Here is a 25,355-nt window from a genome sequence, read left to right on the forward strand (position 1 = left end):
GCGTGGCGAGGCACGTACTCCTGCACAAGTGCGCGGTATGCGGGATGTACACCCTGCGCCGGGACAGGTGCCCCTACTGCGGCGGCGAGCTCAAGGCAGCCCACCCGGCTAAGTTTTCTCCGGAAGACCCTTACGGGGAGTACAGGAGAAAGATGAAGCTCGAGACCCTTGCGGGAAGGGGGTCTAGCCTTTAACCTTAAATATTTTCACCCAGCCGTTTGGCTCTGACACGTATACCAGCTCGAAGTGCTTGAGGGGGGGCATTAGGTAGTTGGGGCCGTGGTAGCCCTGTAGCTGTCCTAGGAAAGCGTCGAAGACGAATACTTGCTGCTTGTAGTTCCTGGCGTAGATCATCTTGTAGAGTGTCGCGTTGAGGGCCTTGGGTGTTGGAGCCGGAACCAGCAGGTACACCCTCTGGTTGCCGCCAAGGTCCAGATAGGCGTACGAGCCATTCCTGTACCCATAGATGTAGTCGCTGGCGTCCAGGCCTATCCACTTCAGCATCTGCGGGCTTTTAGCCATGTCCCCGCCCAGGGCTGGGTGGATCATGGAGAAGTAGGCGTTAATCCCCGTTGAGAGCGTGATGGACTGTAGGGGCTCGAAGACTACTACGTACGTCACGTTTAGCTCCTTGAATATCTTAAGCGCTGTTTCCTCGTCTGACGTGAACGCCCTGGCTATCTTCTGTATCTGCCTGGTGTCTATCGTAGCGTTGTCACACGTAGTCTTGCGCCCAGTGTTTACGCTTATCCAGTAGCCGTAGTCCCACCACGTGGCTATCGTGGCGTCCCGGGGGACGTTGAGCTTTATCCACTCGAGCGCCGATATCCAATCCATGTACTGGTAGCTGTAGTCTATCATGGGAACCGAGGATGTTAATATGAGTGCTGGCTGGTGGGAGTATAGTGGAACCTTGGAGCCTAGAATCGATGGGGAGAATAGGAGTAGGAGCACTATGAGCACGAGGGCGACAACGGCACCGGATGCCCCTGATACTCCGCGCCTCCTGTAGCTCGTGGGGCGTGCCGCCTCAACTACCCTGTCAAAGAGCTCTACGAGGCCCATCGACGCTACTACCGCTATGGCGGGTGATAGGAGGAGTACTAGCCTGACTATCGAGGACGAGAAATACAGCGACGTGGCGAAGTACAGCGAGGCAAAAGCGGCCTTGATGTCGTTCTTGATCCTTTTCGCGTAGAGGTATACTGCGAAAATCCCGAACACTATCGAAGACTGGAAGTCGTCGAAGAGCTGGTTCCACGAGGGCACGGCGTGCTCGGCCACCGTGGTGACGCCGGGCTCCCTAATCGTGGGTAGGACTACTGCGAGGATCCTGCCGGAGATGAGCGATGTTAGTCCCGTGAGTGTAGCCACCGCAAGTGCGACGGCCAGTACGCCTAGGACGGCTAGACCAGCCTTCCTGAGCTGGGAGGGGCTCATGGTTCTGACGCGAGAGAAGCCCACGAGGAGGAAGGCCGCAAACACCGTTGTTGCGAGCGGCAGGAAGCCTACGAGCGACAGGAACGCGGTTTTCGGGCCGAACCTGGGTGTCGTGGCTACGAAGAGAGTCGTGACAGCGTTCGTAGCTATGTACACTTTCGCCAGCGTCCTGTCGTCGTGGTGCATTAAGAGCCATACTAGAGACAGGAGTGCGAGGAAGTTCCATGGATAGAGGTATGCGCCCCACGACAGTACGACCATCCCCTGCGACAACCCTGCGAGTATAGCTAGGGGCACAGACCTCCTGCGGTACGCCACGAGGAATAAGTAGAATCCGAGAAGCATGAACGGTATAGCGAAGCCCTCGTGTTTTGCTCCGTAATTAGTCCTGTACATGTACGCCCAGCTCAGCGCTATCAGTACAGCTGAGAGCACCCCAGTCCTGCTGTCCTTGAGCTCCCTGCCCAGCAGGTATGCTGTGAACACTGCAAAGGCGGCGCCTACGGGGACTGTAATGCCGTGGATGAAGTACAAGTCAACGTCTAAGCCGAGGGCTCTCAGCAACTCATACGTTGCCACGGTGAAGAACGCCGCGCCGGGCTGGCTTGAACCCCTGAGGTCTCTGCCGTTCGGCGCCCAGAACAGCGTGTCCCTCGGCTTGGGGTTCTCGAACCACCAGTGGTACCACCAGGCTAGGCCGCCTAGGAGGCTCCCGTTGCCGTTCTCGAGCATCTTCACCGAGAGGTAGTACTCGTAGTAGGGGTCGAACTCGTTGAGGTAGGTGCCCCAGTGGAGCGGGGCCAGGCGGGCTAGGAGCGTTACTGTGAATGCTATGGCGAGTATTGAGGCGACGACGACCCGGGCATCCCCAAACGCATTGAGCACCGCCTTGAGGCCGGGTGCAATCTTGCCTTGAATTTTGCCACTGCCAGACACAGGGTTACGAGCTCAGACGCAGGTATTTATTTTTGCGCATACTCATGCCCTACGGATCCCCTCGAGTCGTGGAAAAGCGTTATAGCTTGGTTGCGCAGACTAGAGCCACATGATAACTGTTGTTTGCAGGAAATGCGGCTACGTGTTCTACAAGGGTACTAAAGTGCCAAACCTGTACAAGATTTATGCGTCGGTTGGCGGCCGTTGTCCGCGGTGTGGACGCGAGATTAGCTGGGTGCCCGTCGACGTGAAAGTTAAGAGGAGGAGGAAGTAGCATCTTCTATAGCCTTCCGGATAAGGAGTGCCTTACCCCTGCGGTAGATCCTCAGTGCGTCGAGGGCGTCGTCTCGGACTCTCGCCTCTAGCCTCAGTGTCGGCAGGTCACTCTCCTCCAGGAGGACTAACCTTACGTTGGGCGGTGGAGCAACTAACACGTGCTCTAGTGAGGCTGAGCGTCCCGCTATTAGGGTTATATTCCTGTAGTACCTGGATAACAGGGAGAGGGCCCTGATAAACGCTCCTGGAGTTGTTGAGCCGATAAATATCACATTGTCCCCTACTGCCAGCACGAGACCTACCTTAGACTTGCCGGGGTCTATTGCAACCACGATCTCGCTCGTCTGCTCAGGCGGATAGTTGAGATATACGCTGAGGATAGGTTCGCCGGCATCCTCGTCTATGAGGTCGCACGGGACAACTACCTCTGGGGTGTTCTGGTCGAGCGTGAAATCCCTCCCTACTCTCTTGAGCAGGTAGGCGAGCAGATCCGCTTTTTCGCGGCACTCTGAGGCTACGCGCGTAGGCTTGCCCCCCCACTTTTACTACTTCGCCTGTTTATTTTCCTTTTCCGGCCAGAGCTCTTCTAGAGGTACGAGGTAAGATGCCCTGACTTCCAAGTCGCGGTTTTGGAGCTGAACCCTGAGCACTGGGTCGGTTCGCTCGAGTCTCGTGAAGCCGTGGGCGTAGACTCTGAGAACCCTGTACGCTAGGGGTCTCCCCTGCGAGACCTCCTGGGCTGTCACCAGTATGGGTATTGATCTAAGCCTGGATAGAGAGTATAGCCTCGAGGCGGCGAGGAGCTGTAGCTTCACTACTGCACTTTCGCGCATGTAGAAGCGGAGCGGTAGGAAGTACGCCGAGAAGCCGTCGTACACCATGACGTCTACGTCGCCCGGAATAAGCTCCAAGCTCAGCAGGAAGTGCAGTTCTCGCTTGAGGTTCGGCAGTGCCATGACTTCCAGCTTCTCGCTCGGTTCCGGGTGGACTACCGAGTGCTTCGCGAGGCCTACGTAGAGAACCTTGGACTTGGAAACTGAGAGAGCTACGTTGGTCGAGAAGGAAGTTTTAAAGGATTGAGGCCTTCCGTAGACTACGTGTACACCGGGCTTGCCGAAGGGCCTGAGGACGTTCCTGAGGCTCATTCACTTCATTCCGTAAACTACTAGTAACAGGATGACTGAGATGAGCGCCACTATGACCCCCGAGACCAGGAACATCGTTGCAAGGCTTGGCCTAGACTTGTACTTCGGCGCTTCGTAGACTAGGATTAGCCCTGCTACGGCGAGGGCGTAAAGGAAAAAGGTGACGAGGAACTCGCTTGTTGTCTGTGCTCCTGTGCCAGGGTACACTATGTATGTTCCGAGGGAGAATGGAGGCCTCTCGGCTAGAATATAGACTATGCCGGCCGCTATAGCCAGCGAGGCCACGAGCAGGAGCCAGGCTATCGTATCCTCGGAGAACAGTCTCGACACCACTTTTGAGATGTTGCGTTGCACGTGGAAGTCAAAGTAACAGGAGTATATATACTTGCCACTATACTAGGGTAGCGTGAAGGCGACTATAGCCACGAGCATCCCTAGTAGCGTTGTCTTCCTGAGTTTCCCGGCTACTTCTGGTGCTGGGTCTCGAAGAATAGAGTAGATTGCGTGTAGGAAGATAGCATCTGTGATGGCTAGCATGGGCGCAAACACTGCTTTAAGTGTAAAGTAGCGTATTGACGCGAAGCTCAGCAAAACGGCTAGCGCCATGTACACGGCAGAAATGAACCCTGCCTGTCTAACCCCTAACTGGCACGCGAGAGTGCAGATGCCAGCTCTGATGTCGCCTTCGATGTCCCTTATACCCTTGATTATTTCACGCCCGGTATTCGCCAGGAAGGCTACTACGAAGAAGAGCACAACTTTCTCTGGTATCTCTAAACCCGTTGTCAGTGAACCGTAGAGGAAGCTACTAGCCGTAAGCCCTGCCACAACTATATTGCCCAGTAGGGAGAATCTCTTAAGGTAGTAATTGTACATGTTGCCAAGTGCGAGGGCTATAGAGAGGAGGAGCACGGGATAGAAGCCGAGGGGGGCTGCAAGTAGAAGGGCTAGAAGTGACGAAGACGCGGCGAATACCAACGCCTCCCTCTTCGACAGGTCACCTCTTACAAGCGGCCTCTCAGGGCTGTTAACCCGATCCTCCTCTATGTTGAAAACATCATTAAACGCGAAAAGAGTGACTTCGGCGAAGAACGAGCTCAGGAAGGCTAGAGCCAGTCTCCACGAGAAACTCCACGTCACGGCCAGATAGCCAGCCATGACAGCTAGACCGGTCATGAGACCGTGTTCGACGCGAGCTAGCCTCAAGTAAGCCTTAAGCTTGTTCACGGCTTTCTCTTAGCAACCTGGAATTAAAACCTATTCGACGCCTAAAGGCACGTAGAACTCAGCACAAAGCTAACAATTCCATACGAGAAAATCAGCGAAAATACGGGCCCGCCGGGAATCGAACCCGGGACCTGCGGCTACCTCTACTCTCGGAGTTTAGGACTGCGGCACCTAAAGGCGTGGCCGCCGCGCTTCCTGACTGCGCTACGGGCCCCTTTTATGTGCATTTAATGCAGCGGAGTTGATAAACTTTTCTCGTGGCAAGTTGGGCTAGGCCGGGGTAGTGGATGCGTACAGACCGGTATGGTTTAGAAGAGGGGTGGATTGCCAGAGGATCCTTTAAATGACTTCTATTTCAACCCTAACAGATGGTGGGACTCTTGTCCTTAGGAGCAGTCTAGTGGCTCTCTCGTCAGCGTCCATGTCTATGAGCCTCTTGTGTATCCTCAGTTCGAAGCGGTCGAAAGTCTCGTATCCCTGGCCAGAAGGCGCTCGCCTCGTTACTACTCGCATCACTTGGACTGGGAGCGGTATTGGGCCACGTATTTTTACTCCTGTCTTCCTCGCTATCTCTCTTATTTCGTTACACACAGCTTCTAGGTCTTCTACCGACGTGCTTGAGAGCCGAATGCGTACTTTGCTGGGCATAGTGCATCACGAGCAGAAAGACTCAACTGTTAATACTATAAAAACTTATCTGAGAAGGCGGCTACTCTAGTAGCCTTCAGCTTTTTTGATGTCTATTACAACGCCGGCTGCGATTGTTCTGCCAGAGTCGCGGATGGCGAACCTGCCTAGCTGCGGGAGCTCTGAGTACTTTTCAACGACAACGGGTTTCCTTGGCTTGAACCTCACGACCGCAGAGTCGCCCTGCTTAATGTATTGTGGTTTCTCCTCTGCAACGCTACCTGTCCTGGGGTCGAGCTTCTGAAGCAACTCCTCGAAAGTGACGGGCACTGTAGCTGTGTGGATGTGGAGGACTGGAGTATATCCGGCGGCTATTGCTGTGGGGTGGTAGAGTACGAAGATACGCCCGATGAATTCGTCTACGACTGTAGGCGGGTTGTTCACTGGGCCTACAACGTCGCCGCGCCTGATCTGGCTCTTCTCGACGCCTTTGACGTTAAAACCTATATTGTCGCCGGGTATGGCCTCTGGGATTGGTGTGTGGTGGGTCTCTATGGATTTGACTTCACAGACAGCCTTTGGCGGGTTGATTATTATTTTGTCGCCCACCCTCAAGACGCCTGTCTCGACCCTACCGACTGGAACCGTCCCCACGCCTCTTATAGAGTACACGTCCTGTATAGGTATCCTGAGCGGCTTGTCAATGGGCCTCGGGGGCTCCTTGAAGTCGTCGAAGGCCTCGTAGAGAGGGGGGCCGTTGTACCATGGAGTCTTCTCTGGGGATCTCTTGGACACGTTCACCCCCTCCCAGGCGGAAGTCGGTATGAAGTGTATCTCGTCTACCTTGTAGCCCACCATTCTCAGAAGCCTTGTGAGCTGGTTCTTGATCTCCTCGTACCTCTCTTTGCTGTAGTTTACAGTGTCCATCTTGTTTACAGCCACAATGAGCTGGTCTACGCCCATAGTCTTCGCGAGGAAGACGTGCTCACGTGTCTGGCCTGCAGGGCTTATCCCTGCTTCGAATTCTCCCTCCTTGGCGGAGACTACGAGCATGGCGCAGTCAGCCTGGCTCGCGCCCGTAATCATGTTTTTCACGAAGTCTCTATGCCCTGGGGCGTCAATTAGGGTGAAGAAGTACTTCTTGGTTTCGAACTTGTAGAAGCCAAGGTCGATAGTGATGCCTCGCTCCCTCTCCTCCTTTAGCCTGTCCAGAACCCAGGCATATTTGAAGGACTCGCGCCCGATCTTCTTTGCCTCCTCCTCGTACTGCTGAATAAGCCTCGGGTCGATTGCTCCAATCTCGTAGAGCAGCCTGCCCATTAGAGTGCTCTTGCCGTGGTCAATGTGGCCTATAACCACTAGGTTGAGGTGTGGTTTCTTTTCAGACATTGTCTCACCTATCCACGCTTAACACACTCTTTGATTATAAAAACTTAACTTGATCGAAACTGCGGTTTTCCCAGGAGGATTTGCCAAGCGTTCCAGGAAGTCCCACTGTCTATACTCTCCGGGTGGAGACGGCGCCTTTAAGGGTAGAATAGCTCAGGGTATTTCTCTTGGAAGCCTTCAATATATGCTAGTACAATCCTCTTTATTGCCTCGGGGCTTAAGTGCTGCGTGGAGACCACCAGGTCTGCCACGCTGTAGTCCTTTATGTTTAGTCCATAGTACTTCATGGCCCTCTCGTAGTTGCTTCTCTCCCTCTCTGTTATCTCCCTTAGGGCTTCCTCGAAAGATATGCCGTCCCGCCTGGCTATACGCTCGGCTCTAACCTCGCGCGGGGCATCGAATATTATTTTTATGTGGGCAATCTCTTTTAGAACCCATACGGCTAGATGGCCTTCGATAACTACCCCTCCCTTAAGAGCCTCGGACACCGCTCTCTGGTCTATCAGCAAGTCGATTCTCTCATCTCTTTCGGCCTGCCTGTGTAGTTCGAGAAGGCTAACCCCACGCTCCCTGGCTATCTCCCTGAAGAGGCTACCACTTGACACATAGCGCAGGCCGTAGTGCTCTGCTATGAAGCGCGAGTAGGTTGTCTTCCCACTACCTGGAGTTCCGCTGACTGCGATTACAATACAGGGCAAGGCTATCAGGCTCCCGCAGATGTGCGTGCCGCGAGCTTAATGCCCTGCTTCAAGCACCTATGACACAGGTAGCCGCCGTAAGGCCTTGTAGGCACCTTCACGCCTTTCCTCTCCTCTTTTATTGTAAGCTTCGGCACCCCCTGAATAGGGGCGCCGCAGACCGCGCACTTAGGGTAGTCGTGCTTCTTGTCCAGGATCCTTAACACGTGCCTGCCGCCAGGCGTTCTGACCGTTTTTCTCTTCTTCGTACGCGACCTTAGCGCAGGCCTAACCATAGGGCACCAAAGGCTTTATGTTTGTAGACTTAAGAAACTTTCGCGCAAAGGTGTGCACAGATGAGCGGCAGGACTGGAATCGTCGAAGGCTGGGTGAGTAACGTAAAGAGTGTTGGTAGAATAGCCTTCATAGAGGTCATAGACGGCCTACAGCTCTCTCCCATAACTGTTGTTGTTAAGAGGGAGCAGGTAGACCCTGAGACGTGGACTGTGGCGACGGGCGTAAAGATAGGCTCGGCTCTGCGGGTAGAGGGAGTTTTCCCAGAGGTTGTAATAAGCAGGAAGGGCCGGGAGATCCAAGCCACAAAGATAACTGTGCTTGCCGAGCCCTTGGAGCTCCCGCCCATAGACTTGACGGGTAAGACGCCCGCAAGCTTCGACCTCTACATTGAGTACAGGTATCTGGCCTTGAGGCTACCTAGGTTTAGGGCGATATTCCTTGCTCGTAGCAAGCTTATAGGGTTTGCACGCGAGTACCTCTCAGAGCAGGGGTTCTTGGAGATTAATACGCCTAAGATCGTAGGGGCTGGGGCAGAGGGCGGTGCTACTCTCTTTGCACTGGACTACTTCGGCATGAAGGCGTACCTTTCCCAGAGCCCGCAACTCTACAAGCAGATGCTCATGTGCGGTGTGCCGAGGGTGTTCGAGATAACCCCCTACTTTAGGGCTGAGAAGTTTAGTACACCAAGGCACCTGAATGAGAGCTGGGGGCTTGACGTCGAGATGGCATTCATAAATAGTGAGGAGGACGTAATGAAAGTCTTGGAAGACTTCGTCAGAGGCGCCATAAGGTACTTGAGGTCGGAGATGGGCGATGACCTGAGGGCTAATGGGCTTGAACTCCTGGAGGAGCCTGCCTCTATTCCGCGAGTACCATATAGCAGAGCCATAGAGATACTCAACAGCATGGGGTTCAGCATACAGTGGGGGGATGACCTTGACACGCAAGCAGAGAAGGCTCTCGGAGAATACTTTCAGAGACAAGGCTACCCGATGTACTTCATAACGCAGTACCCCTGGGACGCCAAGCCCTTCTACATCATGAAGGAGGGGGAGAGGCTCAGTAAAGCCTTTGACCTCGACATAAGCGGTATTGAGGTCGCATCTGGGGGGCAGAGGGAGCACAGGTATGCCGAGCTCATAGCTAATCTCCGCGCTAAGGGGCTAAATCCTGCAGAGTTCAGCTTCTACACACAGGCCTTTAAGTACGGCATGCCGCCTCACGGGGGCTTTGGTCTGGGACTCGATAGGCTGCTGATGACATTGCTAGGGCTCTCGAATATACGGGAGGTTGTACTATTCCCCAGGGATCGTTTCAGACTCGTCCCTTGAGGGGGCTGCACTAGTGCATTTTTAAAAGCCCTTGAAATTTTTAAGCTTGGGGCTGGGTTGAACTCGAGGCTAATACTGCAGGCTAGGAAGGCCCTGTCCGAGGGAAGAGTGAAGAAGATCAAGGTTGAGGGGCTCGTAGCTGATAGCAAGCCAGCTGAGCTGTTTGTTGTTGAGAGCAGGGATAGGAAGAGGCTCTACGTTGTCGTCCCCGGGGTCTATTGCTCCTGTGAAGACTTCCTTTTTTCCGTATTTTACAAAGAGAAGTCGAAGGCCTGCTACCACATGATTGCGGTAGAGATCGCTATTAAGGAGGGTATCAGCCTCAAGAAGGAACATATGAGCTTCGACGAGCTCTACAAGAAACTCCTGGCCAGTCTCTGACAGCCCCCTGAGGGGCTACGGAGAGAGCGGAACATACCCCAAGCCTCTGATCCTCCGGCGATATTGGGGTAGAGGCTGGAACCAGAGGGGGAGGGACTTAAGGGGCTTGGCTGAGCTTATTCCTATAAGTCGTCGAAGAATAGCCCTCTATACGCTCCTCTATAGTGATAATTTCCGAGGCAATCCCCGTGGACTTCAAGGCTCTCTCTACAGTTGGGTATAACCACGCTTGGTCTTTTCCCAGCACTATGTAATCGGGGTTTACTCTTCTAATGGCATTCTCGAAGCTGGGCGGGTAGTCGCCGAGGAATGCCTCCTCTACAACTCTTAGACTATTCAACATTCTCACACGATCATTCTCGCTCATGAGGGGTGGGCGTCCTTTGGTCTCGATCACGGTCTGATCCCTAGCAACAACCACGTACACTCTACCGTATTCCCTGGCTCTCTCCAGAAAGTATATGTGCCCTGGGTGTAGAATGTCGAAGACCCCGCCGACGAGAACCTTCTTCTCGGAGTGTGACGCTCTAGCCGCTCTCCACTGGAATTCCACGAGGCCAAGGAGCCTGAGGGCGTCAAGGAGTCCCTCAGCGTAGCTCGAGCAAGCGATGGATGTCAGGCAGTCGCTACGCTCAAGGTAGAAACTGGCATCCTTGAGATAGAATAGTGCCTGTTCTACTACTGAACAAAGATCTCTCCTCTCGTCTGGACATCGTATCTGTTTAAGGGCATATTCCACGTTCGCTATGTACTTCGAAGCTTTCTCTTTACATAGTCGCTCCAACTGATAAGCACCTCTTTTCTGACTCCAGTCTTGTAGTGTAAGAAGTCTATTTCTGTATCGTGCAGAACGCCAGGGATGACCAGCGAGTGTGGGGGGCTAGTCTTTTCCAGGGTGGTAGCCTCTTCTAGTGTACCTATGAAGATATCCTCCTCTGGTGACAGTGCCCTGGAGACTCCTATTACAAGCATTGTCGGCTCAACTATGTTTTCGCGGAATTTGTCCTCTAGCCTTAGGAGTAGCGATGCTGCCTCCGGTATACTCATGAACACACCCTCCTCTACTCTGAGGTCAAGCAGGAGCAACGTGTGTAAACCTCTAGAGAGGTTGTCCCCTAGAACCCTGTACGTCGTGTATGGGAAGAAGCCCGCTCTTTCATCGGGGTATACAAGGGTGGCAATCCTCCCGAATTTGTACACGTGTAGGCCTGTTGAGCAAAGGATGGCGTCGATAACCGAGGGCGCAGGGTAGATCTCGAGGGGGATCCCAAGCCTGTAAGCTTCAGAGACTATATATGCATGTGTAGTAGCAACAAAGGGGTTTCCGTGTGTGAGTATTGCTACTCTGTGCTCCTTGGCCAGCTCGAGTATCTCTCTCAAGTGGCTGCCCTCGAGGTCTACGCGCTTCAGGAGGTCGATTCTCCTGCCGACAACCTTCTCCAGCTCAGTTTTTGAGAAGCTGGGTGTGATGCTAGTGTACTCTTCCAGGAATATGTAGTCTGAGCTCCTCAGCGCTTCTATGAGCCCCACTGAGACGTCTCTAAGGCCCCAAAGTCCGATACCCCCAATTATCAGCAAGCCTAATCCCTGTCTAGGGGAGATCAAGCTTTCAAGTAAAACGTACTACTTCTTTATTGGGAGCTTTATTCCTAGTTTTTTGACAAGTTCCTTATAGCGGTTCCGAACTGTAACTTCAGTGACCTTCGCGGCCCGCGCAACTTCTTTCTGGGTGCGCATCTCGCCATTCTGTATGGCAGCAATGTATATCGCCGCGGCTGCCAATCCCGCTGGATCTTTCCCAGCTGTGAGCCCCGCGTTCCTGGCCTGCTCTATTATCTCCATGGCCCTCTTGATTGTAGATCCCGAGAGTCTTAGAAGGGAGCCGATACGGGGTACAAAGTCGGAAGCATTCGGAAGCGGCACCTTTATGGCGGCCTCTCTCAGGAGCAACCTATAACACCTGGCGACGTCCTTTCTCCCGGCCCTAGTATAGAGGGCTATTTCGTCCAGGGTTCTAGGCAGTCTCATCTCACGGCAGGCAGCGTATACGGCTGCGGCCATCACAGACTCAATGCTTCTACCTCTGACGAGGTTGCTGTCTAAGGCCTTGCGGTAGATCTCTATTGCCCTGTCAAGGACGGATTTGGGTAACCCGAGTTGCGCGCCCAGCCTCTCAAGCTCTACAACAGCCTGTGCTAGGTTTCTCTCCATTGAGCTCTGGGCTCTAGCTCTTACTTGCCACTTCCTAAGCCTCAGCATCTCTATCTTCTTCCTAAGGCTGATTTCACGCCCTGCCGCGTCGCGTCCAGCCCAGTCTATGTCCGTCACTAGGCTCTCTATTCCAAACCTCGAGATGGGAGCACCCACTCTGCTTCTTCTCTCCCTTTCCTCTGGGGTGAATGCCCTCCACTCTGCCCCCCTGTCTATTTCCCTCTCACTCATGACGTAGCCGCAGTTCGCGCAGATTATTTCCCCGCGAGTAACATCGTATATTAGCTTTGTACTGCCGCATTGGGGGCACCTCAGCTCTTCGCTGTCTTCAAACTCCTTGTCTATGTTTTCCTCTCCTGCCACTCGCCTCACCCCGAAATCTATTTAAGGATTTCTCTTCGCTAACTTATAAACTTTTCGCCTGAAGATGGAAACCTATATTAGCCTTCCCTTAGACTCCCTTAAGAATAGAACTTCAACGCCGCTTTCTTCGGCTCTTTTCTTTAGCCTCCTGTCGGCTGTTGCAAGAATAAACCCCTCTTTCTTTGCTAGAGAGATTAAAGCTGAGTCGGTATCTCCCTCCTTAGTTTCCAGCTCTACAATTGAGACTATATCGCCATGCTTGGACATGAGACTATTTATCATGGATAGCACAGCATAGGCATTCCTGCCTCTCCTAGAGGATTTTCTGAGCGCGAGCCTCTCCAGCTCCTCCAGGACAGCCCTCGCTATAATAACACGGCATACGGGTGTCTCCGCGCTAAAAGCCACGTCTAGGAGGTCTAGCCTCCTCTCACCTATAAACAGGAGTACACTCGTATCGAGCAGTAATGCTCTACACATTGTGGGCTTTCCTGCAATTAAAAGTAGAAATCATATAAAGGCTTCCACGCTTGTTGAATAATTTTCACGTGAACTCTACTGTAGTGGCAAGGACATCATCTATTGCTGAAAAGTACTCAATAACTTTTACGAAAATTTATTTAATTAACGCTGAAACTTTCTATGAGGGCGTTCATGTCTTCGCATGTTCCCGGCAAAAGGAAAAAGGTTATCATCATGGGGGCGGCTGGCCGCGATTTCCACAACTTTAATGTGATCTTCAGGGATAACCCCGAGTACGAGGTTGTGGCTTTCACGGCAACCCAAATACCGTTCATAGACAACAGGATCTACCCACCTGAGCTCGCGGGTTCACTCTATCCAAACGGGATACCGATTTACCCCGAGGACAAGCTGGAGGAGCTTATAAAGAAGTTCGGCGTCGACGAGGTTTACCTCTCATACAGTGACCTGCGCTTCAATGAGGTAATGGACAAGGCGAGCCGCGTTATCGCAGCAGGGGCGAGCTTCGTCTTGCTGGGCGCCGAGAAGACAATGTTAAAGTCTTCGAAGCCCGTGATAGCTGTTACTGCGTCTAGGACTGGAGCTGGTAAGAGCACTGTAACGCGTTACGTTACAAGGATACTTAGGAAACAGGGGGTAAGATTCGTCGTTGTTAGACACCCAATGCCCTACGGAGACTTGAAGTCAAGCGCGATACAGAGGTTTGCCTCCTTCGAGGATCTAGAGAGGTATAAGTGTACAATAGAGGAGCGGGAGGAGTACGAGCCGCACCTGGCCATGGGTAATATAGTTTATGCTGGTGTTGACTACGGGAGGATATTAAGGGATGCTGAGAAGGAATCCGAGCTAATCGTTTGGGACGGGGGGAACAATGATTGGCCGTTCTTTAAACCCGATCTCTACATAACAGTTGTAGACCCTACTAGGCCAGACGATGTTCTTGGCTCTTACCCGGGCTACGTTAATGTGAAGCTGGCGGACGTGATCGTCGTCAATAAGGTTAATGTAGTCGATGAGTACGCCGTGGAGAAGGTTAGGAAGAGCGTGCGCGAGGTGAACAACAGGGCAACCATAGTGTACACGGCCTCCGAGCTTTACGTGGACGCGCCAGAGATTATCAAAGGTAGACGCGTTGTCGTTGTAGAAGATGGGCCAACAGTAACCCATGGGTCGCTCAGCTACGCCGCAGGTTATAATGCTGCTAAGCAGTATGGAGCGAAGGAGATAGTAGACCCGCGTCCCTACGCTGTAGGCTCGATAGCTGAAGCCTACAAGAAGTACCCGCACATCGGGCCTGTTGTCCCAGCACTTGGGTACTCGGAGATGCAGATGAGAGAGCTGGAAGAGACCCTCAACAGGATTCCTGCAGACGCTATTGTTCTCGGGACGCCTTCCGATTTACGCCGCTACCTCAGGCTGAACAAGCCGGCTGTAAAAGTATCCTACGAGGCTCGAGGCGTGAGTAAACCGGGGCTTGAGGAAGTTCTACTGGACTTTATTAACAGGAGTCTTCGACACTAGTCCCTCTTTTTAATCATATTTCTTATCAGTCCAGCCGGAGCCGCGTCCTGTTTCCACGTAGCGTGAGTCATAGAGCCAGCCCTAATGCCCCGTGCCTCTCCGTATATGACCCAGGGAGAGGTAAGCCCAAGGCCCCCAGCGTGGTTAGTGCCACACTTCCCTAGGGGATAGTAATATATTGTGCTTGAAGACAATAACATGCTCAAGGCTAGTATGGAAGAGGGAAGATTACTTATACTATGTGTGGATAGGGATAATGATGTAGGCGACATGCTCGGTATTTCTACGCCTGTCATTGGAGAGGAAAACGTTCTTAAAGTTGCACTCGAGTACATCCTAAAACGCCCCGAAGACTCAGACTCGAACGCGCTGTTCGCAGCTGTCCAGACATACAGGGAACTGGAGGCGAAGGGCTATAAAGGTAGGGTCGAAATCGCACTGCTGGCTGGCATAGCAGAGGAAGGTGTAGAGGCAGACATGAAGATTCTCCGCGAGCTTGACGCTGTCCTCTCTAAGAGCAAGTACGCCGGAGCCATTCTCGTGTCTGACGGGCCAACAGATGAAGCCGTTGCACCTCTTATACAGTCCAGGCTACCTCTAATCTCAGTAAGACGCGTTGTCGTGCAACAGTCTCGGGGGGTTGAGGAGACATTCGTTCTCATAGTCAATTATCTGAGAAAGCTTTTCACAGAGGAGAAATACCGCAGATACTCCCTAGGACTAACTGGTGCCTTCCTAATTATATACGTTATACTTTCAACCATAGTACCACAGTTTGTGTGGCCTCTAGTACTATTCTTCTCAGGGGTCGCGCTCTTCGTTAAAGGCTATGAAGTCGACGTAGTCCTCCGAGAAATCTACTCTTCCAGGCCGATAACATTCGCATCGCTGATGCTGTCCTCCCTGCTACTACTCTTGGGAACAGTACAGGGGCTGAGTGTTTTCGTACAGAACATTTACAAGGGAGCCTGGAGTGCGCTTGGCGACATGCTCCTAGCACCGGTAGGGGCTCAGCTAATCGCTGCAGACCTGTTTGTACTGTCCGCGGCGCTGCCCATCTTTGGCAGAATACTGGACGCTGTAATATCGTACAAACAACCAAGATTTGCAGACGCTATGGCCATGACGACAGTCCTGATTTCACGCCAGTTACTCGTGGAGATCGCCAAGTACTTCGCTGGTGGAGGCGACATAAGAGGCGTCTTAACTTGGTCCTTCATTGTACTAGGCTTTATAGTTTTCTCGGTTGCAGTAATGCCTCTTGAGAGGAGAACAGGAGAGAGACCTTGACCAGCGACTTAATTAGAAAAGTATTGCTCGTATACAAGTGGAACCTAGGAGAATGTAGCCGCCTCGACGCCCTGGCGACTCTACGTCCCTTTACAATAAATGGAGTCTTAAGGGAACTGTCTGAGAACATATTCGAGCTCGAAGGAGAAATTGATCTCAAGACGCTCAGAGAATACGCCTACCGATCTGTTACGCTGAGCAGCATTGTTGCTGTCCGGTACGAGACCGACATAACAGACTGCCTGTCCAATCAAGGGCTAAAAAGAAGGCAGAGACGCGTCAGTTTTGACTTCGTCTTCATCGGCAGAGGTACAAACAAAGACCTAGTACTAGAGTGTGTTCTGGAGAAATTTATCCAGCAAGGAGTTTTCTCCCAGGAGAAAATTTATCCACGCAGGAAAACAGAGTTTTTCCTTCTTGTCGACGCCAGCCGTGGAAAGGCCTACTGGGGAGAATATCTACACAGGATTAGGCGTGACAGGTTCACTTACCGCTCGCCGGAGAAGAGGCCTTACACACAGTTCTCGGCACTGTCCCCGAGAGTTGCAATTTTCCTAGTGAATTTATCCACATTAACCGTTGAGGCAGGCGGGAGACAACGGAGGTTTTTGGATCCCTTCTGTGGGTCTGGCAGCACTCTCATAGAGGCAGCATTATTAGGCTATTACGCTATAGGGGTCGAGGTACACTACAAGCCGATAAGGGGGGCTAGGAGGAACGCCATCTTCTACAACCTCTACGAGAACATTGATTTAATACTCTCAGACGCAACATGGCTCCCTCTTAGAGGTGGATCGATAGACGCGGTGGCTTTCGACCCACCCTATGGTCGTCTAGCTCCTACAAAGGGTCGTGACCCAGGAGAAATTCTAAGGTCTGCACTGAATGGCATAAGAGAGGTAGTAAGACAGGGAGGGAGTTATGTATTCCTGTACCCGGGTAAGACTATAGATGATGAGTTGAGGAGTAGTGGTTACGTCGAGATGTGCAGGATATTTGAGCACTCTAGCCTCACGCGCTCGGTGTGGTGCTTCCACAATGATAACAAGGATAATGTTCTGGGGTGTAAGTAGTACAAGACCCTTTAAGGAAAGACTGCCTCCCTGCGTGTTAGTCAAATTCAACAGGAAGCTCGTTGTGCTTGACGCAGGAGAGCTCTGTCAAAGCGCCTTTGAGTACTTCGGGTTAAGCCACAACTCCCCTCTGACTGTCTTGATTTCACATTTACACGGCGACCACACATACGGCCTCGTGCCTCTTCTTGAGTCACTGCAACTCGCTGGGAGGAATGAGCCTGTAGAAATCATTGGACCTCCCGGGATCGGTGAAATTATTCCGACTCAGACTCTCCTCAAACAAGATTTCCCCCTAGTAGTCAGGGAACTTGCGCGCAGTGAAGGTAAGATCTTGCTTGAAGGCGAGGAGAAGCTAACGCTGAAGTATATTCAGGCTCCTCACTCACACTTATCATACTCTTACGTATTAGAGACGGGCGAGCGGATTCGCTTGAACGGGAAAAAGCTGCAGGAAAAAGCGATACCGGGGAAGCTACGACGGAAGCTAATAGAAAGGGGAGAGATATTCCTTAGAGGGAAAAAGTACTTCCTAGAAGACTTCATCCTGGAGAGAATCCCTGGGATCAAAATAGCCTACAGTGGTGACACTCTTCCAAACGCAAGATTTGCTGCGGCAAGCTTTGGGGCAGATGTCATGATACATGAGAGCACGTTCCTGCACTCGGACTGGAATGGCCGAGAGTCCGTCGCCCACTCTACATGCAGGGACGCGGCGTACCTTGCAAAGACCTCTAGGGTTAAACTCCTAATTCTCACGCACTACAGCACGCGGTACAGCGATCTACAACCTCTTCTCGAGGAGGCCAGGGCGGTTTTTCCAAGAGTCGTGCTCGCGCAGAGAGGTCTAGTAGTAGAGGTCGAGGCCAGGCAACCGCGTGTCATAGCTATACGATACGCGTAACCTTCATGTAGCGGTATGAGTAGCGAAGAGCGTTTAAGGTCTAGAAATCATGTATTGAGGTGCAAGTATCATGCTGTACGGAAGTACAGAGTGTAGGCTAGAGAAACTCATCCTGGTCACAGGCATGCCTGGCTCGGGGAAGAGTATTTTTGGCGAGGTTGCAAGGAAGGTGGGCATCCCGGTAGTCAACATGGGCGATATTGTCCGCGAGGCTGCCCGTAGGAAAGGTCTCGAGGTCACCGATAGCAATCTTGCCAAGATCGCAGTGGAGTTGCGAGAGAGGTACGGCGGGGCTGCTGTAGCTACTCTGGCCCTGGAAAAGGCTTGTAGAACTGGGAGTAGTGTAGTCGTGATAGAGGGGCTTAGAAGCCTAGAGGAGCTTGATTTCCTCAGGAGCCATGCAAGGGAATATATTATCATTGCCTTTCATGCCTCGCCGAAGACTAGGTTCGAGCGCCTGAAGATGCGTGGCCGCAGAGACGACCCTTCTAATTGGGAAGAGTTCGAGAGGAGGGATCGGCGCGAGTTGAGTTTTGGGGTGGGCTCTGTAATAGCCCTAGCAGATACAGTAATCGTAAACGAGAACGTAAGCGTTGAGGAGCTTCGGCGTAGAGTCGAAAGGATTATAAATGAAATTTTAGGACAGAGTGTGGCAGGTACATAGCAATGCTAGTCGTTGCCCGTACCCCGTTATTCGCGACCGAGTCGGAGGAGAAAGTCATAAGGGCTGTGCTAAACGTACTAGGATTTAAAAGAGAGGACTGCTTCATTGAAGGTATCAGACAATACAGGGAGGTAGTGTGCAGAACTGAATCGCACAAACCCCTTGAGAAGCTTGCCAGCCTGGTTAGGAGCCAGCGAATATTGGACGCTGCCCGGAGCTACGTTCTAAAGGAGGCGACAAGCAATACGTTTAAGTTCTATCTAAACAAACAAGCAGCATACCAAGGCCGCGTGAGTTTCTGCACATTCGAGTACGGGGAAAGCCCGCTCGGATCTATAACAGTATACATCGACATAGGGGAGTGCGACAGGGAGCTATTCCTCAACTGGTTAGTCCCCGAAACTCGGGATGGCCACCCGGTAAACGAGGAAACTCATTTTAGGTGCATAGGGTAGGTCTAGCGAATTCTAAGATTTCATGTTTTCTATAAAAAGAGCACCATATTAGGCAGTAGCCTAGGGTGTGGCTTTACCAGAGCCATGCCTGAGCCAGTAACCAAAAATATAAAAAAATGAAAAATTTACGATAAGTCAAGTAAAGTAAATTTTAGTCAAACTCGCTCTTCTCTTTTTCCTCTCCTTCCTCCTTCTTCTTTTCCTCTTTCTTCTCTTCGAGCTTCGAGGCGCTGATAATATCGTCAATCCTCAGTATCATTGAAGCCGCTTCGGTTGCAATCTTGATGGCGTGCTCTTTCACAGCAGCTGGCTCAAATATTCCTTGAGCAATCATGTCTGCAATTCCGCCATTCACCACGTCGACTCCATAGCCCCACTTTGAAGGATCTTCGTGAGCCGACCTCAAATCGGCCATGATGTCGATGGGATCCAGTCCAGCGTTCTCTGCTAGTATTCTCGGAATGGCCTCAATAGCGTTCGCGAAGGCCTCTATTGCGAGCTGCTCCTTCCCACCTACCTCTGTGGCGTACTTGCGTAGCTCCCTTGCGATCTCTGCTTCGACGGCTCCACCGCCTGGAACTATGTATGGGTGTTTGAGGACGTCAGCGACAGCGTGGAGGGCGTCCTTGAGCGACCTCTCGGCCTCGTCAACAGCCCTCTCAAAGCCGCCTCTCACTAGTATTGTCACGCTCTTGGGGTTGGGGCAGCCCTCGACGAACACCATCTTCTCGTCTGCTACTTTCCTCTCCTCCACGAGCTCCGCCGTGCCCAGTGCCTCGGGCGTGACGTCCTCGACTCTAGTCAGTATCTTCGCGCCAGTAGCCCTGGCGAGCTTCTCCATGTCGCTCTTCTTCACCCTCCTAACAGCCAGAATACCAGCCTTAGCCAAGTAGTACTGGGCAACGTCGTCAATACCCTTCTGGCAGAAGACAACATTAGCACCACTCTCCTTAATCTTCTCCACCATTTCCTTCAGTATTTTCTCCTCTTCCTCTAGGAACTGTTGCATCTGCTCTGGAGAGGAGATCCTAATCTCGGCGTCTATTTCTGTCTTCTCAACCTCCAGTGGAGCGTCTAGCAGGGCGATCTTCGCTTTCTCAACCCTCTTGGGCATAGCGGGGTGGACAACTTCCTTGTCGACGATTATGCCGTAGACTAATTGCGTGTCGAGGAAAGCGCCTCCCTTCTTCTTAATGACCTGGATGTTGTCGATGTCGACGCGTATCTGGCCATCGACCTCCTCCGCTACCTGCTTTACGGCTTTAACTGCTAGCTCTGCAAAATAGTCCCTTAGAGCGGCAACAGCCTTACTCCTCATGGACGTTGCCGCGACCTTCTTTAGGGTTTCGACGTCGTCGAGGCTTACCTTTATGGCTTTCTGCCTTATTACCTCGCGGGCTTTCTCCATAGCCTTCTTGTACCCACTCACTATGATTGTCGGGTGGATATTCCTGTCTAGGAGCCTCTCAGCCTCCTTGAGAAGCTCGCCCGTCAAGACTACAGCCGTTGTCGTGCCGTCGCCGACTTCTTTGTCCTGCGCTTTGGCCACCTCAACCATTAGCTTCGCAACTGGGTGCTGTACGTCCATCTCGTCAAGAATTGTTGCTCCATCGTTGGATATCGTGATGTCGCCGAGTGTATCAATCAGCATCTTATCCATACCCTTTGGACCAAGCGTTGTCTTGACAGTCTCGGCAATTGCCCTGGCAACCATTATGTTCAAGTGAAGCGCTTCGCGACCAGTCTGCCTCGTAGAGCCCTCCTTAAGTATTAGCACAGGTACACCGCCAAGCTGTGCCACTGAAGCCATACCCTCACCACCAGATAACGCCGTTTTCTTCACCTGCACTTGAAGCAAATTATCGCTTCTATAAAAACTTTTCTCAAGTCTAGACCTGAAAACCCCAGACGTGGAGCTCTGACCACATAGGAAAACAGCAAGCTATTGTCGAGGCTCACTGCAGAGATAAGCTTCAGGGTCTCGTGGAGAGGGAGGAGATCCGAGGAGGAGTTACGGAGGCGCAGAGGCCGCCCCTCCCACTGCCGCGTAGAATTCAGAGCACATAACTAGCAAGATCCTCTATAACAAAACAAAATAGATAAAGCCCGAGTGCGGGGGCCGGGATTCGAACCCGGGCAGGCCGACGCCAGCGGATCTTAAGTCCGCCCCCTTTGTCCAGGCTCGGGCACCCCCGCTCAAACATTCTATGGAGCAAGGGGTTAAAAGAGTTTAGTCCGTGAAGTGATGGAGAGGGGTTGAACTTTCTCCTCCTCGCCGCGAAAACTCAAGCACGTGGTTTAAAAACGGTTATCCGGTTAAAATATATAAAAAATGGGGCCGCCGGGATTTGAACCCGGGACCACCTGGGCTCTTGTTCTAAGATCCCAAGTCCTGCGGTTTTAACCGTGCCAGGCATCCTACCAGGCTGGACTACGGCCCCCAACGAGTTTTTTATCCAGGAGTTTATATTTTTTCGGGGTGTGTGAGTCGTGGAAGTTGTCGTGGGGACTTGTGGTTTCTCCGGAAAAGGTGGTCGCAAGAACTACTACAGCACCTTCACTGCGGTTGAGGTGCAGGAGACTTTTTACAGGCCTGTATCTACTGATACCTTACAGCGTTGGAGGGATGAGGCACCCAGCAACTTTGAATTTACAGTTAAAGCCTTCCAGGGTATAACGCACCCGGCTAGCTCCCCTACATGGAAGAGGGCGAGAGGGCTTAAGCCTACACCCAATCACGGCTTCTTTAAGCCATCGAGAGAAGTCCTTGAAGGGTGGGAGCTTACTAGAAGTGAGGCCCAAGCGCTGGGCGCTAGCGTGATAGTATTTCAGACTCCTCCCAGCTTCGGGTCCTCGGAGGAGAACGTGCTGAACATCGACGCATTCTTTACGAAAATAGATAGGGGATCGCTCATTCTAGGATGGGAGCCTAGAGGAAAATGGTATAGCCACACAGAACTTTTAGAGCAGGTTCTGCGCAGGCACAACCTCGTTCACGTAGTAGACCCGTTCAGACACATGTCCCTTGTAGACTCTAAGGTGCAGTACTTCAGGTTGCACGGCATAGGGAGAGGGGAAGTAAACTACTCCTACAAATACACTGATGAAGACCTGGCCCGGTTGCTTTCCACAATAGATAGCCTAAGTGCCTCAAAGGTATATGTCTTCTTCAACAACATACACATGTTTGAAGACGCTCTGAGGTTCAAGAAAATGGTCGAAAAGAAATAGCTACACTCCTATCTCACGGGACAGTGAATAACTAACCCTGGACTCGAGGTACCCCTTAAGCTCCGTGATCGTGCCCACAGGTGTTGGGTCTATGCCTAGGAGCAGGGCGAGGACAACAGACGCCACGTCGACTTTGAACACTAGTGAAAGGAGCTCACTAGCCCTGCTGCCCCCCTCGCCGTAAAGGTTGTAGAGGGGTACGCCGTTCTTTTTTAATACGCCCTCCAGGAACTCTATCCTCGCCCTCATGTACTCCGGCTCCTCGCGCCCCCTGATAATCGACACGGTAAATCTGCCCAGCGGCCCGCCCCAGCCCATTATTTCGTTGTGATTCGCCTCCGGTAACTCGCCGAAGAAAGCGTGCACTTTCGCGTTCTCATTCATTTGCGTCTTGAACCGGTATGCAGGGGAGAGGTAGGGGGAGTACCCGTAAACAAGGGGTGTAAGGCCGCTCTTTACATCATCCCTCAGGAGCCTTGCAACCGCTACACCTTCACCCAGGCTAGCCTCGAGACTTTTCTCGAGATCCTCTGCCGCCTGTCTAAGCTCCTCTAGCACGCTTACACCCGTGATGATCTCCAGTATAGAAGCAAGAGCTGCTGTAATATACGGGAAAGCTGCTCTCGGCGGGACATTGGGAGGGAGTCGTAGCAATGGGACTCCTAGCCTATCCGAGACAGCAGCCATCTCGCCTCCAGACGTAATGGCCACAATGGGGGTTCCCCTCCTGTACCCCTCGAGGTATACCCGGAGAGTCTCTTCTGTGTTGCCCGAGTAGCTGACGGTCACTAGCAGGTAGTTCTTATCTACGAAACTAGGGAGTTTAGCGTCCCTGTTTAGGAGTATAGGTTTAGAGGCTCTATCAGAGAGTAAGTCGTAAAGGAAAAGCCCGCTTATAAACGACCCACCCATCCCGCTTACGACTACTCCTTTAATCTTCTCGGGCTCGTATACGAGAATCCTCCCCGACTCCTCTCCATACTTCTCGAGGCCCTCAAGGATAGATCTCGGCATGCCCAGGACGTGTAGAAGCATGCCCGAGTTGTCGAGTTGCCGGGCATTTGGAGAGATTAGCCTGTAGACTTCTTCCACATTCATTGTCTATTGTTTTCTGAAACGCAGGTTAAAACTCTTGTGAATTAAGGAGTCTAATAGAGTCTTCAAGACTGAGCGTCTGCTCCTTCCAGTTTCTAAGATCTCTAAGAGTGACTTTCGCTCCAGACATCTCCCTCTCCCCTATGATCACAGCATACATGGCCCCCCTCCTTGCGGCCTTCTCCAGCGTCTTCGATAGTGACCTTGCCTCGTACTCAATTATCGTCCGCAGAGAAGCTCTCCAACGTATTGCCTCTGCTACCCGTATAGCATACTTCAGTACACTCTCGCCACCACCAACAGGTATGACCACCACGTCGAACTGGCTAAAACTACCGCTGACATTGCCCGTTGCGACTAAGACTTCGATTAACCTGTCAACACCTATAGCCATCCCAGTCGCCGGTATTCTTGGCCCACCAAGCGAGCTTATGAGGTCGTCATATCGCCCTCCTCCAGCGACACTGCCAACTTCCCCGCCGAGCGGGGTCTTCACCTCGAATACTAGCCCCGTGTAGTACTCCAGCCCCCTAACTATCCCATAGTCTACCTTAACCTTTATGCTGTATGAGCTCTCAAGGATATCTATGGTGCGTGCCAGGAATTTTAGCCCCTCAGAGCCAGCAGTAGATTTGACGTTGACGTCTAGCCCCGCCGACGGCAACTCTTCAAGCAGTTTCTCGAATCTCGAGCGATCCGCTCCCAGCCTGGATAGTTCTTCCACGACGTACTCCCTCCCCCTCTTCTCGAGCTTGTCGAGAACGCGCAGGGCATCGTTAATCCTGTCACTAGATAGGCCGACAGACAGCAGCAGATCCTCTACTACGCTCCGGTGGCTGACGCGAACTTCGAATTCCTTGAGGCCCGCGCTCTTCAATGCCTCGTGTGCAACTGCTATTACCTCGGCGTCGCCGGCAGGGTCTCCCACACCGATCAGCTCGATACCTGCCTGCCAAAACTCTCTAAACCTGCCTTTCTGTGGCTCCTCGTACCTCCAGACAGGCTGGATATAGTAGAGGCGTATAGGTTTAGGCATGTCGAGGCGGGAAGCCACTATCCTAGCAATAGGCGTTGTCAGCTCAAACCTTAAACCCAGATCTCTGCCGGCTTTGTCCTTAAAGGCATAGATTTGCTCGACTACATCCTTCCCGGCCTTTGCCACGAGAACTTCAAGGTGCTCAAAAGCAGGTGTCTCTACTTCCCCGTAGCCATAGAGCTCGAACACCCTCCTTATAGCTTCACATACTCTACGCTTCAGGTAGGCATCTTCCGGTAATCTATCCCTAGTGCCGCGAGGCGGTCTAAGAGGTGGCTCTCCAGGCATCTCATAAATCGAAGACTCTAGCGATATATATGTTGTCTCTGTTCCTGAGCACTTCGGCCTGAAGGCGGGATCCTACGGGGGGATCCCTAGCAGACCCCACTAACGTGACGACTCTTCCCTCGGAGACTCCGAGCCATTGACCTCTAAGCCATCCCACGCCGACGACTCTCACCGTAATTCGCTCGCCGACTTCAAAGGCATAGGGTATCCTTCTGGACTTTTCGATGCCGAAATCCCGTGGACTTAGCACAAGCTTTACACCGTACTCTCTCTCCCACGCGCGCAATCTCCTATAGAACTCCTCCCACGAGAGCGGCTTGACTCCGGAAACTTTCCTACCGTACTTGTGCGCTTCGTACTTTTGTATGCCCAGTGGAGGCCACCTTTTTCCAGCACCTATCTTTAGAGCCCACTCAATAATCCTGGGTATCTCGTCGTCATTATAACCGGGAACCCAAACAGGTGCTACTAACAAGTCCATTTTCAGGCTAGACGCGATGAACTCCGCCACTTTAACCACCCGGTCTATGTTGAACCACGGTGTGCCGGAGAGGAGCTTAGCCTTGCTAGCGTCAAGCGAATCGATGGAAAGGTTGATTCTGTCCAAGCCCGATTCATCTAGTTCTTCAGCAAGCTTTTCCGTCAGTAGAGCGCCGTGAGTCTCAAGCGCCACTGTTAATGCCAGGCCAGTACTCTTCAACCTGCGCACAAGCTCAACTATTTGAGGGTGCGTGAGAGGGTCGCCTACAGCGTCCAAGTATGCGTGAGCGGCTTCTAGGCGTTTTGCTCTAACAGCCCAAGCAAACCACTCGACAAGATATTTAGGGGAGACTATGAACTCCGCTGCACGCATGCGAGATTTAGGCCCTGCGTCAACCGAGCAGAAAATGCAAGACAGGGGACAAAGAGACGTGGGCCTAACCTGCAGCAAGTTTGTCCCGCGGTCAATTATCCCAAACGCGATGTGCCCAATAAGGGGGAGTTTCCCGTTAATTCGGTAGAGAACTCTCATCTC

28 protein-coding genes and 3 tRNA genes are annotated in these 25,355 nt (G+C 52.3%); 11 read left to right on the top strand and 20 right to left on the bottom strand.

Annotation, left to right across the window (positions count from 1 at the left end; genetic code table 11):
* Positions 1–2 precede the first annotated feature (2 nt).
* Positions 3–194, top strand: a complete 192-nt coding sequence (locus tag IG193_RS03870; protein WP_225876117.1) for an RNA-protein complex protein Nop10 — start codon at positions 3–5, stop codon at positions 192–194.
* Here IG193_RS03870 and IG193_RS03875 read toward each other — a convergent pair.
* On the bottom strand, positions 184–2,376 hold the full coding sequence (locus tag IG193_RS03875; protein WP_192819577.1) for an STT3 domain-containing protein: 2,193 nt from the start codon (positions 2,374–2,376) through the stop codon (positions 184–186). The two genes, IG193_RS03870 and IG193_RS03875, sit on opposite strands and share 11 nt — an antisense overlap.
* Before the next feature lie 109 nt (positions 2,377–2,485).
* On the opposite strand from IG193_RS03875, the gene IG193_RS03880 reads away from it, so the two are divergent.
* Complete coding sequence (locus IG193_RS03880) at positions 2,486–2,650, top strand: hypothetical protein (protein WP_192819578.1); 165 nt, start codon at positions 2,486–2,488, stop codon at positions 2,648–2,650.
* Here IG193_RS03880 and IG193_RS03885 read toward each other — a convergent pair.
* The 9 genes from IG193_RS03885 to IG193_RS03925 all read right to left on the bottom strand — a co-directional run bounded on the left by IG193_RS03885 (position 2,631) and on the right by IG193_RS03925 (position 8,013).
* Complete coding sequence (locus IG193_RS03885; RefSeq protein ID WP_192819579.1) at positions 2,631–2,984, bottom strand: hypothetical protein; 354 nt, start codon at positions 2,982–2,984, stop codon at positions 2,631–2,633. The genes IG193_RS03880 and IG193_RS03885 overlap by 20 nt on opposite strands.
* A 213-nt stretch (positions 2,985–3,197) precedes the next feature.
* Complete coding sequence (locus IG193_RS03890; RefSeq protein ID WP_192819580.1) at positions 3,198–3,797, bottom strand: hypothetical protein; 600 nt, start codon at positions 3,795–3,797, stop codon at positions 3,198–3,200.
* Positions 3,798–4,151: a hypothetical protein gene (locus IG193_RS03895; protein WP_192819581.1), complete on the bottom strand. Its 354-nt coding sequence runs from the start codon at positions 4,149–4,151 to the stop codon at positions 3,798–3,800.
* A gap of 42 nt (positions 4,152–4,193) precedes the next feature.
* Positions 4,194–5,024 carry a UbiA family prenyltransferase gene (locus tag IG193_RS03900; protein ID WP_192819582.1) on the bottom strand — a complete coding sequence of 277 codons (831 nt, stop codon included), beginning with the start codon at positions 5,022–5,024 and terminating at the stop codon, positions 4,194–4,196.
* 103 nt (positions 5,025–5,127) lie between these two features.
* Positions 5,128–5,238: transfer RNA gene (locus IG193_RS03905), tRNA-Arg, on the bottom strand.
* Positions 5,239–5,363: 125 nt separating this feature from the next.
* Positions 5,364–5,672, bottom strand: coding sequence for a 30S ribosomal protein S10 (gene rpsJ, locus IG193_RS03910; RefSeq protein WP_192819583.1), 309 nt, complete (start codon positions 5,670–5,672; stop codon positions 5,364–5,366).
* Positions 5,673–5,738: 66 nt separating this feature from the next.
* Positions 5,739–7,040: a translation elongation factor EF-1 subunit alpha gene (tuf, locus tag IG193_RS03915; RefSeq protein ID WP_192819584.1), complete on the bottom strand. Its 1,302-nt coding sequence runs from the start codon at positions 7,038–7,040 to the stop codon at positions 5,739–5,741.
* A 137-nt stretch (positions 7,041–7,177) separates the two neighbouring features.
* Entirely contained in the window at positions 7,178–7,738 is a 561-nt protein-coding gene (cmk, locus tag IG193_RS03920) for a (d)CMP kinase (protein WP_225876118.1), read from the bottom strand.
* A 5-nt stretch (positions 7,739–7,743) separates the two neighbouring features.
* Positions 7,744–8,013 carry an eL34 family ribosomal protein gene (locus tag IG193_RS03925; protein WP_192819585.1) on the bottom strand — a complete coding sequence of 90 codons (270 nt, stop codon included), beginning with the start codon at positions 8,011–8,013 and terminating at the stop codon, positions 7,744–7,746.
* Positions 8,014–8,073: 60 nt separating this feature from the next.
* Between IG193_RS03925 and aspS the strand changes: the two genes are divergently transcribed.
* Positions 8,074–9,345 carry an aspartate--tRNA(Asn) ligase gene (gene aspS / locus IG193_RS03930; RefSeq protein ID WP_192819586.1) on the top strand — a complete coding sequence of 424 codons (1,272 nt, stop codon included), beginning with the start codon at positions 8,074–8,076 and terminating at the stop codon, positions 9,343–9,345.
* A gap of 57 nt (positions 9,346–9,402) precedes the next feature.
* Entirely contained in the window at positions 9,403–9,726 is a 324-nt protein-coding gene (locus tag IG193_RS03935) for an SWIM zinc finger family protein (RefSeq protein ID WP_192819587.1), read from the top strand.
* Positions 9,727–9,823: 97 nt separating this feature from the next.
* Here IG193_RS03935 and IG193_RS03940 read toward each other — a convergent pair whose 3' ends face one another.
* The 4 genes from IG193_RS03940 to IG193_RS03955 form a co-directional block, all read right to left on the bottom strand.
* Positions 9,824–10,510, bottom strand: coding sequence for a DUF357 domain-containing protein (locus IG193_RS03940; RefSeq protein WP_192819588.1), 687 nt, complete (start codon positions 10,508–10,510; stop codon positions 9,824–9,826).
* Positions 10,471–11,331, bottom strand: a complete 861-nt coding sequence (gene dph5 / locus IG193_RS03945) for a diphthine synthase (RefSeq protein ID WP_192819589.1) — start codon at positions 11,329–11,331, stop codon at positions 10,471–10,473. Before dph5 ends, IG193_RS03940 begins: the two co-directional genes overlap by 40 nt.
* An 18-nt stretch (positions 11,332–11,349) precedes the next feature.
* A complete protein-coding gene (locus tag IG193_RS03950) occupies positions 11,350–12,282 on the bottom strand; it encodes a transcription initiation factor IIB (protein WP_192819734.1) in 933 nt (310 codons plus the stop codon).
* Between the two features lie 90 nt (positions 12,283–12,372).
* On the bottom strand, positions 12,373–12,780 hold the full coding sequence (locus tag IG193_RS03955) for a PIN domain-containing protein (RefSeq protein WP_192819590.1): 408 nt from the start codon (positions 12,778–12,780) through the stop codon (positions 12,373–12,375).
* A 174-nt stretch (positions 12,781–12,954) separates the two neighbouring features.
* Between IG193_RS03955 and IG193_RS03960 the strand changes: the two genes are divergently transcribed.
* The 6 genes from IG193_RS03960 to IG193_RS03985 all read left to right on the top strand — a co-directional run bounded on the left by IG193_RS03960 (position 12,955) and on the right by IG193_RS03985 (position 18,690).
* Positions 12,955–14,304 (top strand): cyclic 2,3-diphosphoglycerate synthase, encoded by a 1,350-nt coding sequence (locus IG193_RS03960; RefSeq protein WP_192819591.1) that lies wholly within the window; start codon positions 12,955–12,957, stop codon positions 14,302–14,304.
* 213 nt (positions 14,305–14,517) lie between these two features.
* Complete coding sequence (locus tag IG193_RS03965; RefSeq protein ID WP_225876119.1) at positions 14,518–15,594, top strand: DUF373 family protein; 1,077 nt, start codon at positions 14,518–14,520, stop codon at positions 15,592–15,594.
* Positions 15,591–16,667 carry a TRM11 family methyltransferase gene (locus IG193_RS03970; RefSeq protein ID WP_192819593.1) on the top strand — a complete coding sequence of 359 codons (1,077 nt, stop codon included), beginning with the start codon at positions 15,591–15,593 and terminating at the stop codon, positions 16,665–16,667. The genes IG193_RS03965 and IG193_RS03970 overlap by 4 nt, the downstream gene beginning before the upstream one ends.
* A complete protein-coding gene (locus IG193_RS03975) occupies positions 16,633–17,571 on the top strand; it encodes a ribonuclease Z (protein ID WP_192819594.1) in 939 nt (312 codons plus the stop codon). Before IG193_RS03970 ends, IG193_RS03975 begins: the two co-directional genes overlap by 35 nt.
* Before the next feature lie 70 nt (positions 17,572–17,641).
* On the top strand, positions 17,642–18,235 hold the full coding sequence (locus IG193_RS03980) for an AAA family ATPase (RefSeq protein ID WP_192819595.1): 594 nt from the start codon (positions 17,642–17,644) through the stop codon (positions 18,233–18,235).
* A 2-nt stretch (positions 18,236–18,237) separates the two neighbouring features.
* The gene (locus IG193_RS03985; protein WP_192819596.1) at positions 18,238–18,690 is read left to right on the top strand and encodes an RNA-binding domain-containing protein; all 453 of its coding nucleotides are present in this window, start codon (positions 18,238–18,240) and stop codon (positions 18,688–18,690) included.
* 151 nt (positions 18,691–18,841) lie between these two features.
* Here the strand turns inward: IG193_RS03985 and thsB are convergent, their stop codons facing one another.
* The 3 genes from thsB to IG193_RS04000 form a co-directional block, all read right to left on the bottom strand.
* Complete coding sequence (gene thsB / locus IG193_RS03990) at positions 18,842–20,500, bottom strand: thermosome subunit beta (RefSeq protein WP_192819597.1); 1,659 nt, start codon at positions 20,498–20,500, stop codon at positions 18,842–18,844.
* A gap of 301 nt (positions 20,501–20,801) precedes the next feature.
* Positions 20,802–20,886, bottom strand: a tRNA-Leu gene (locus IG193_RS03995).
* Positions 20,887–21,023: 137 nt separating this feature from the next.
* A tRNA-Pro gene (locus tag IG193_RS04000) sits at positions 21,024–21,131 on the bottom strand.
* Positions 21,132–21,180: 49 nt separating this feature from the next.
* Here IG193_RS04000 and IG193_RS04005 point away from each other — a divergent pair.
* Positions 21,181–21,921: a DUF72 domain-containing protein gene (locus IG193_RS04005; protein ID WP_225876120.1), complete on the top strand. Its 741-nt coding sequence runs from the start codon at positions 21,181–21,183 to the stop codon at positions 21,919–21,921.
* Here IG193_RS04005 and IG193_RS04010 read toward each other — a convergent pair whose 3' ends face one another.
* Genes IG193_RS04010 through IG193_RS04020 form a run of 3 tightly spaced genes read right to left on the bottom strand, consistent with a single transcriptional unit; the run spans position 21,922 to position 25,352 of the window.
* Positions 21,922–23,013 carry a bifunctional phosphoglucose/phosphomannose isomerase gene (locus IG193_RS04010; protein WP_192819598.1) on the bottom strand — a complete coding sequence of 364 codons (1,092 nt, stop codon included), beginning with the start codon at positions 23,011–23,013 and terminating at the stop codon, positions 21,922–21,924.
* 31 nt (positions 23,014–23,044) lie between these two features.
* The gene (gene hisS / locus IG193_RS04015; protein ID WP_192819599.1) at positions 23,045–24,340 is read right to left on the bottom strand and encodes a histidine--tRNA ligase; all 1,296 of its coding nucleotides are present in this window, start codon (positions 24,338–24,340) and stop codon (positions 23,045–23,047) included.
* A 1-nt stretch (position 24,341) separates the two neighbouring features.
* The gene (locus tag IG193_RS04020; protein WP_192819600.1) at positions 24,342–25,352 is read right to left on the bottom strand and encodes a radical SAM protein; all 1,011 of its coding nucleotides are present in this window, start codon (positions 25,350–25,352) and stop codon (positions 24,342–24,344) included.
* Positions 25,353–25,355 lie beyond the last annotated feature (3 nt).

The organism is Infirmifilum lucidum, assembly GCF_014876775.1.
GTDB lineage: Archaea > Thermoproteota > Thermoprotei > Thermofilales > Thermofilaceae > Thermofilum > Thermofilum lucidum.

Bases quoted from the DNA above. Each gene is read 5' to 3' on its own strand.
- IG193_RS03880 (WP_192819578.1), top strand. From the start codon at position 2,486: ATGATAACTGTTGTTTGCAGGAAATGCGGCTACGTGTTCTACAAGGGT.
- IG193_RS03890 (WP_192819580.1), bottom strand. From the start codon at position 3,797: ATGAGCCTCAGGAACGTCCTCAGGCCCTTCGGCAAGCCCGGTGTACAC.
- rpsJ (WP_192819583.1), bottom strand. From the start codon at position 5,672: ATGCCCAGCAAAGTACGCATTCGGCTCTCAAGCACGTCGGTAGAAGAC.
- tuf (WP_192819584.1), bottom strand. From the start codon at position 7,040: ATGTCTGAAAAGAAACCACACCTCAACCTAGTGGTTATAGGCCACATT.
- IG193_RS03925 (WP_192819585.1), bottom strand. From the start codon at position 8,013: ATGGTTAGGCCTGCGCTAAGGTCGCGTACGAAGAAGAGAAAAACGGTC.
- aspS (WP_192819586.1), top strand. From the start codon at position 8,074: ATGAGCGGCAGGACTGGAATCGTCGAAGGCTGGGTGAGTAACGTAAAG.
- IG193_RS03955 (WP_192819590.1), bottom strand. From the start codon at position 12,780: ATGTGTAGAGCATTACTGCTCGATACGAGTGTACTCCTGTTTATAGGT.
- IG193_RS03960 (WP_192819591.1), top strand. From the start codon at position 12,955: ATGTCTTCGCATGTTCCCGGCAAAAGGAAAAAGGTTATCATCATGGGG.
- IG193_RS03965 (WP_225876119.1), top strand. From the start codon at position 14,518: ATGGAAGAGGGAAGATTACTTATACTATGTGTGGATAGGGATAATGAT.
- IG193_RS03975 (WP_192819594.1), top strand. From the start codon at position 16,633: ATGATAACAAGGATAATGTTCTGGGGTGTAAGTAGTACAAGACCCTTT.
- IG193_RS03980 (WP_192819595.1), top strand. From the start codon at position 17,642: ATGCTGTACGGAAGTACAGAGTGTAGGCTAGAGAAACTCATCCTGGTC.
- IG193_RS03985 (WP_192819596.1), top strand. From the start codon at position 18,238: ATGCTAGTCGTTGCCCGTACCCCGTTATTCGCGACCGAGTCGGAGGAG.
- thsB (WP_192819597.1), bottom strand. From the start codon at position 20,500: ATGGCTTCAGTGGCACAGCTTGGCGGTGTACCTGTGCTAATACTTAAG.
- hisS (WP_192819599.1), bottom strand. From the start codon at position 24,340: ATGCCTGGAGAGCCACCTCTTAGACCGCCTCGCGGCACTAGGGATAGA.
- IG193_RS04020 (WP_192819600.1), bottom strand. From the start codon at position 25,352: ATGAGAGTTCTCTACCGAATTAACGGGAAACTCCCCCTTATTGGGCAC.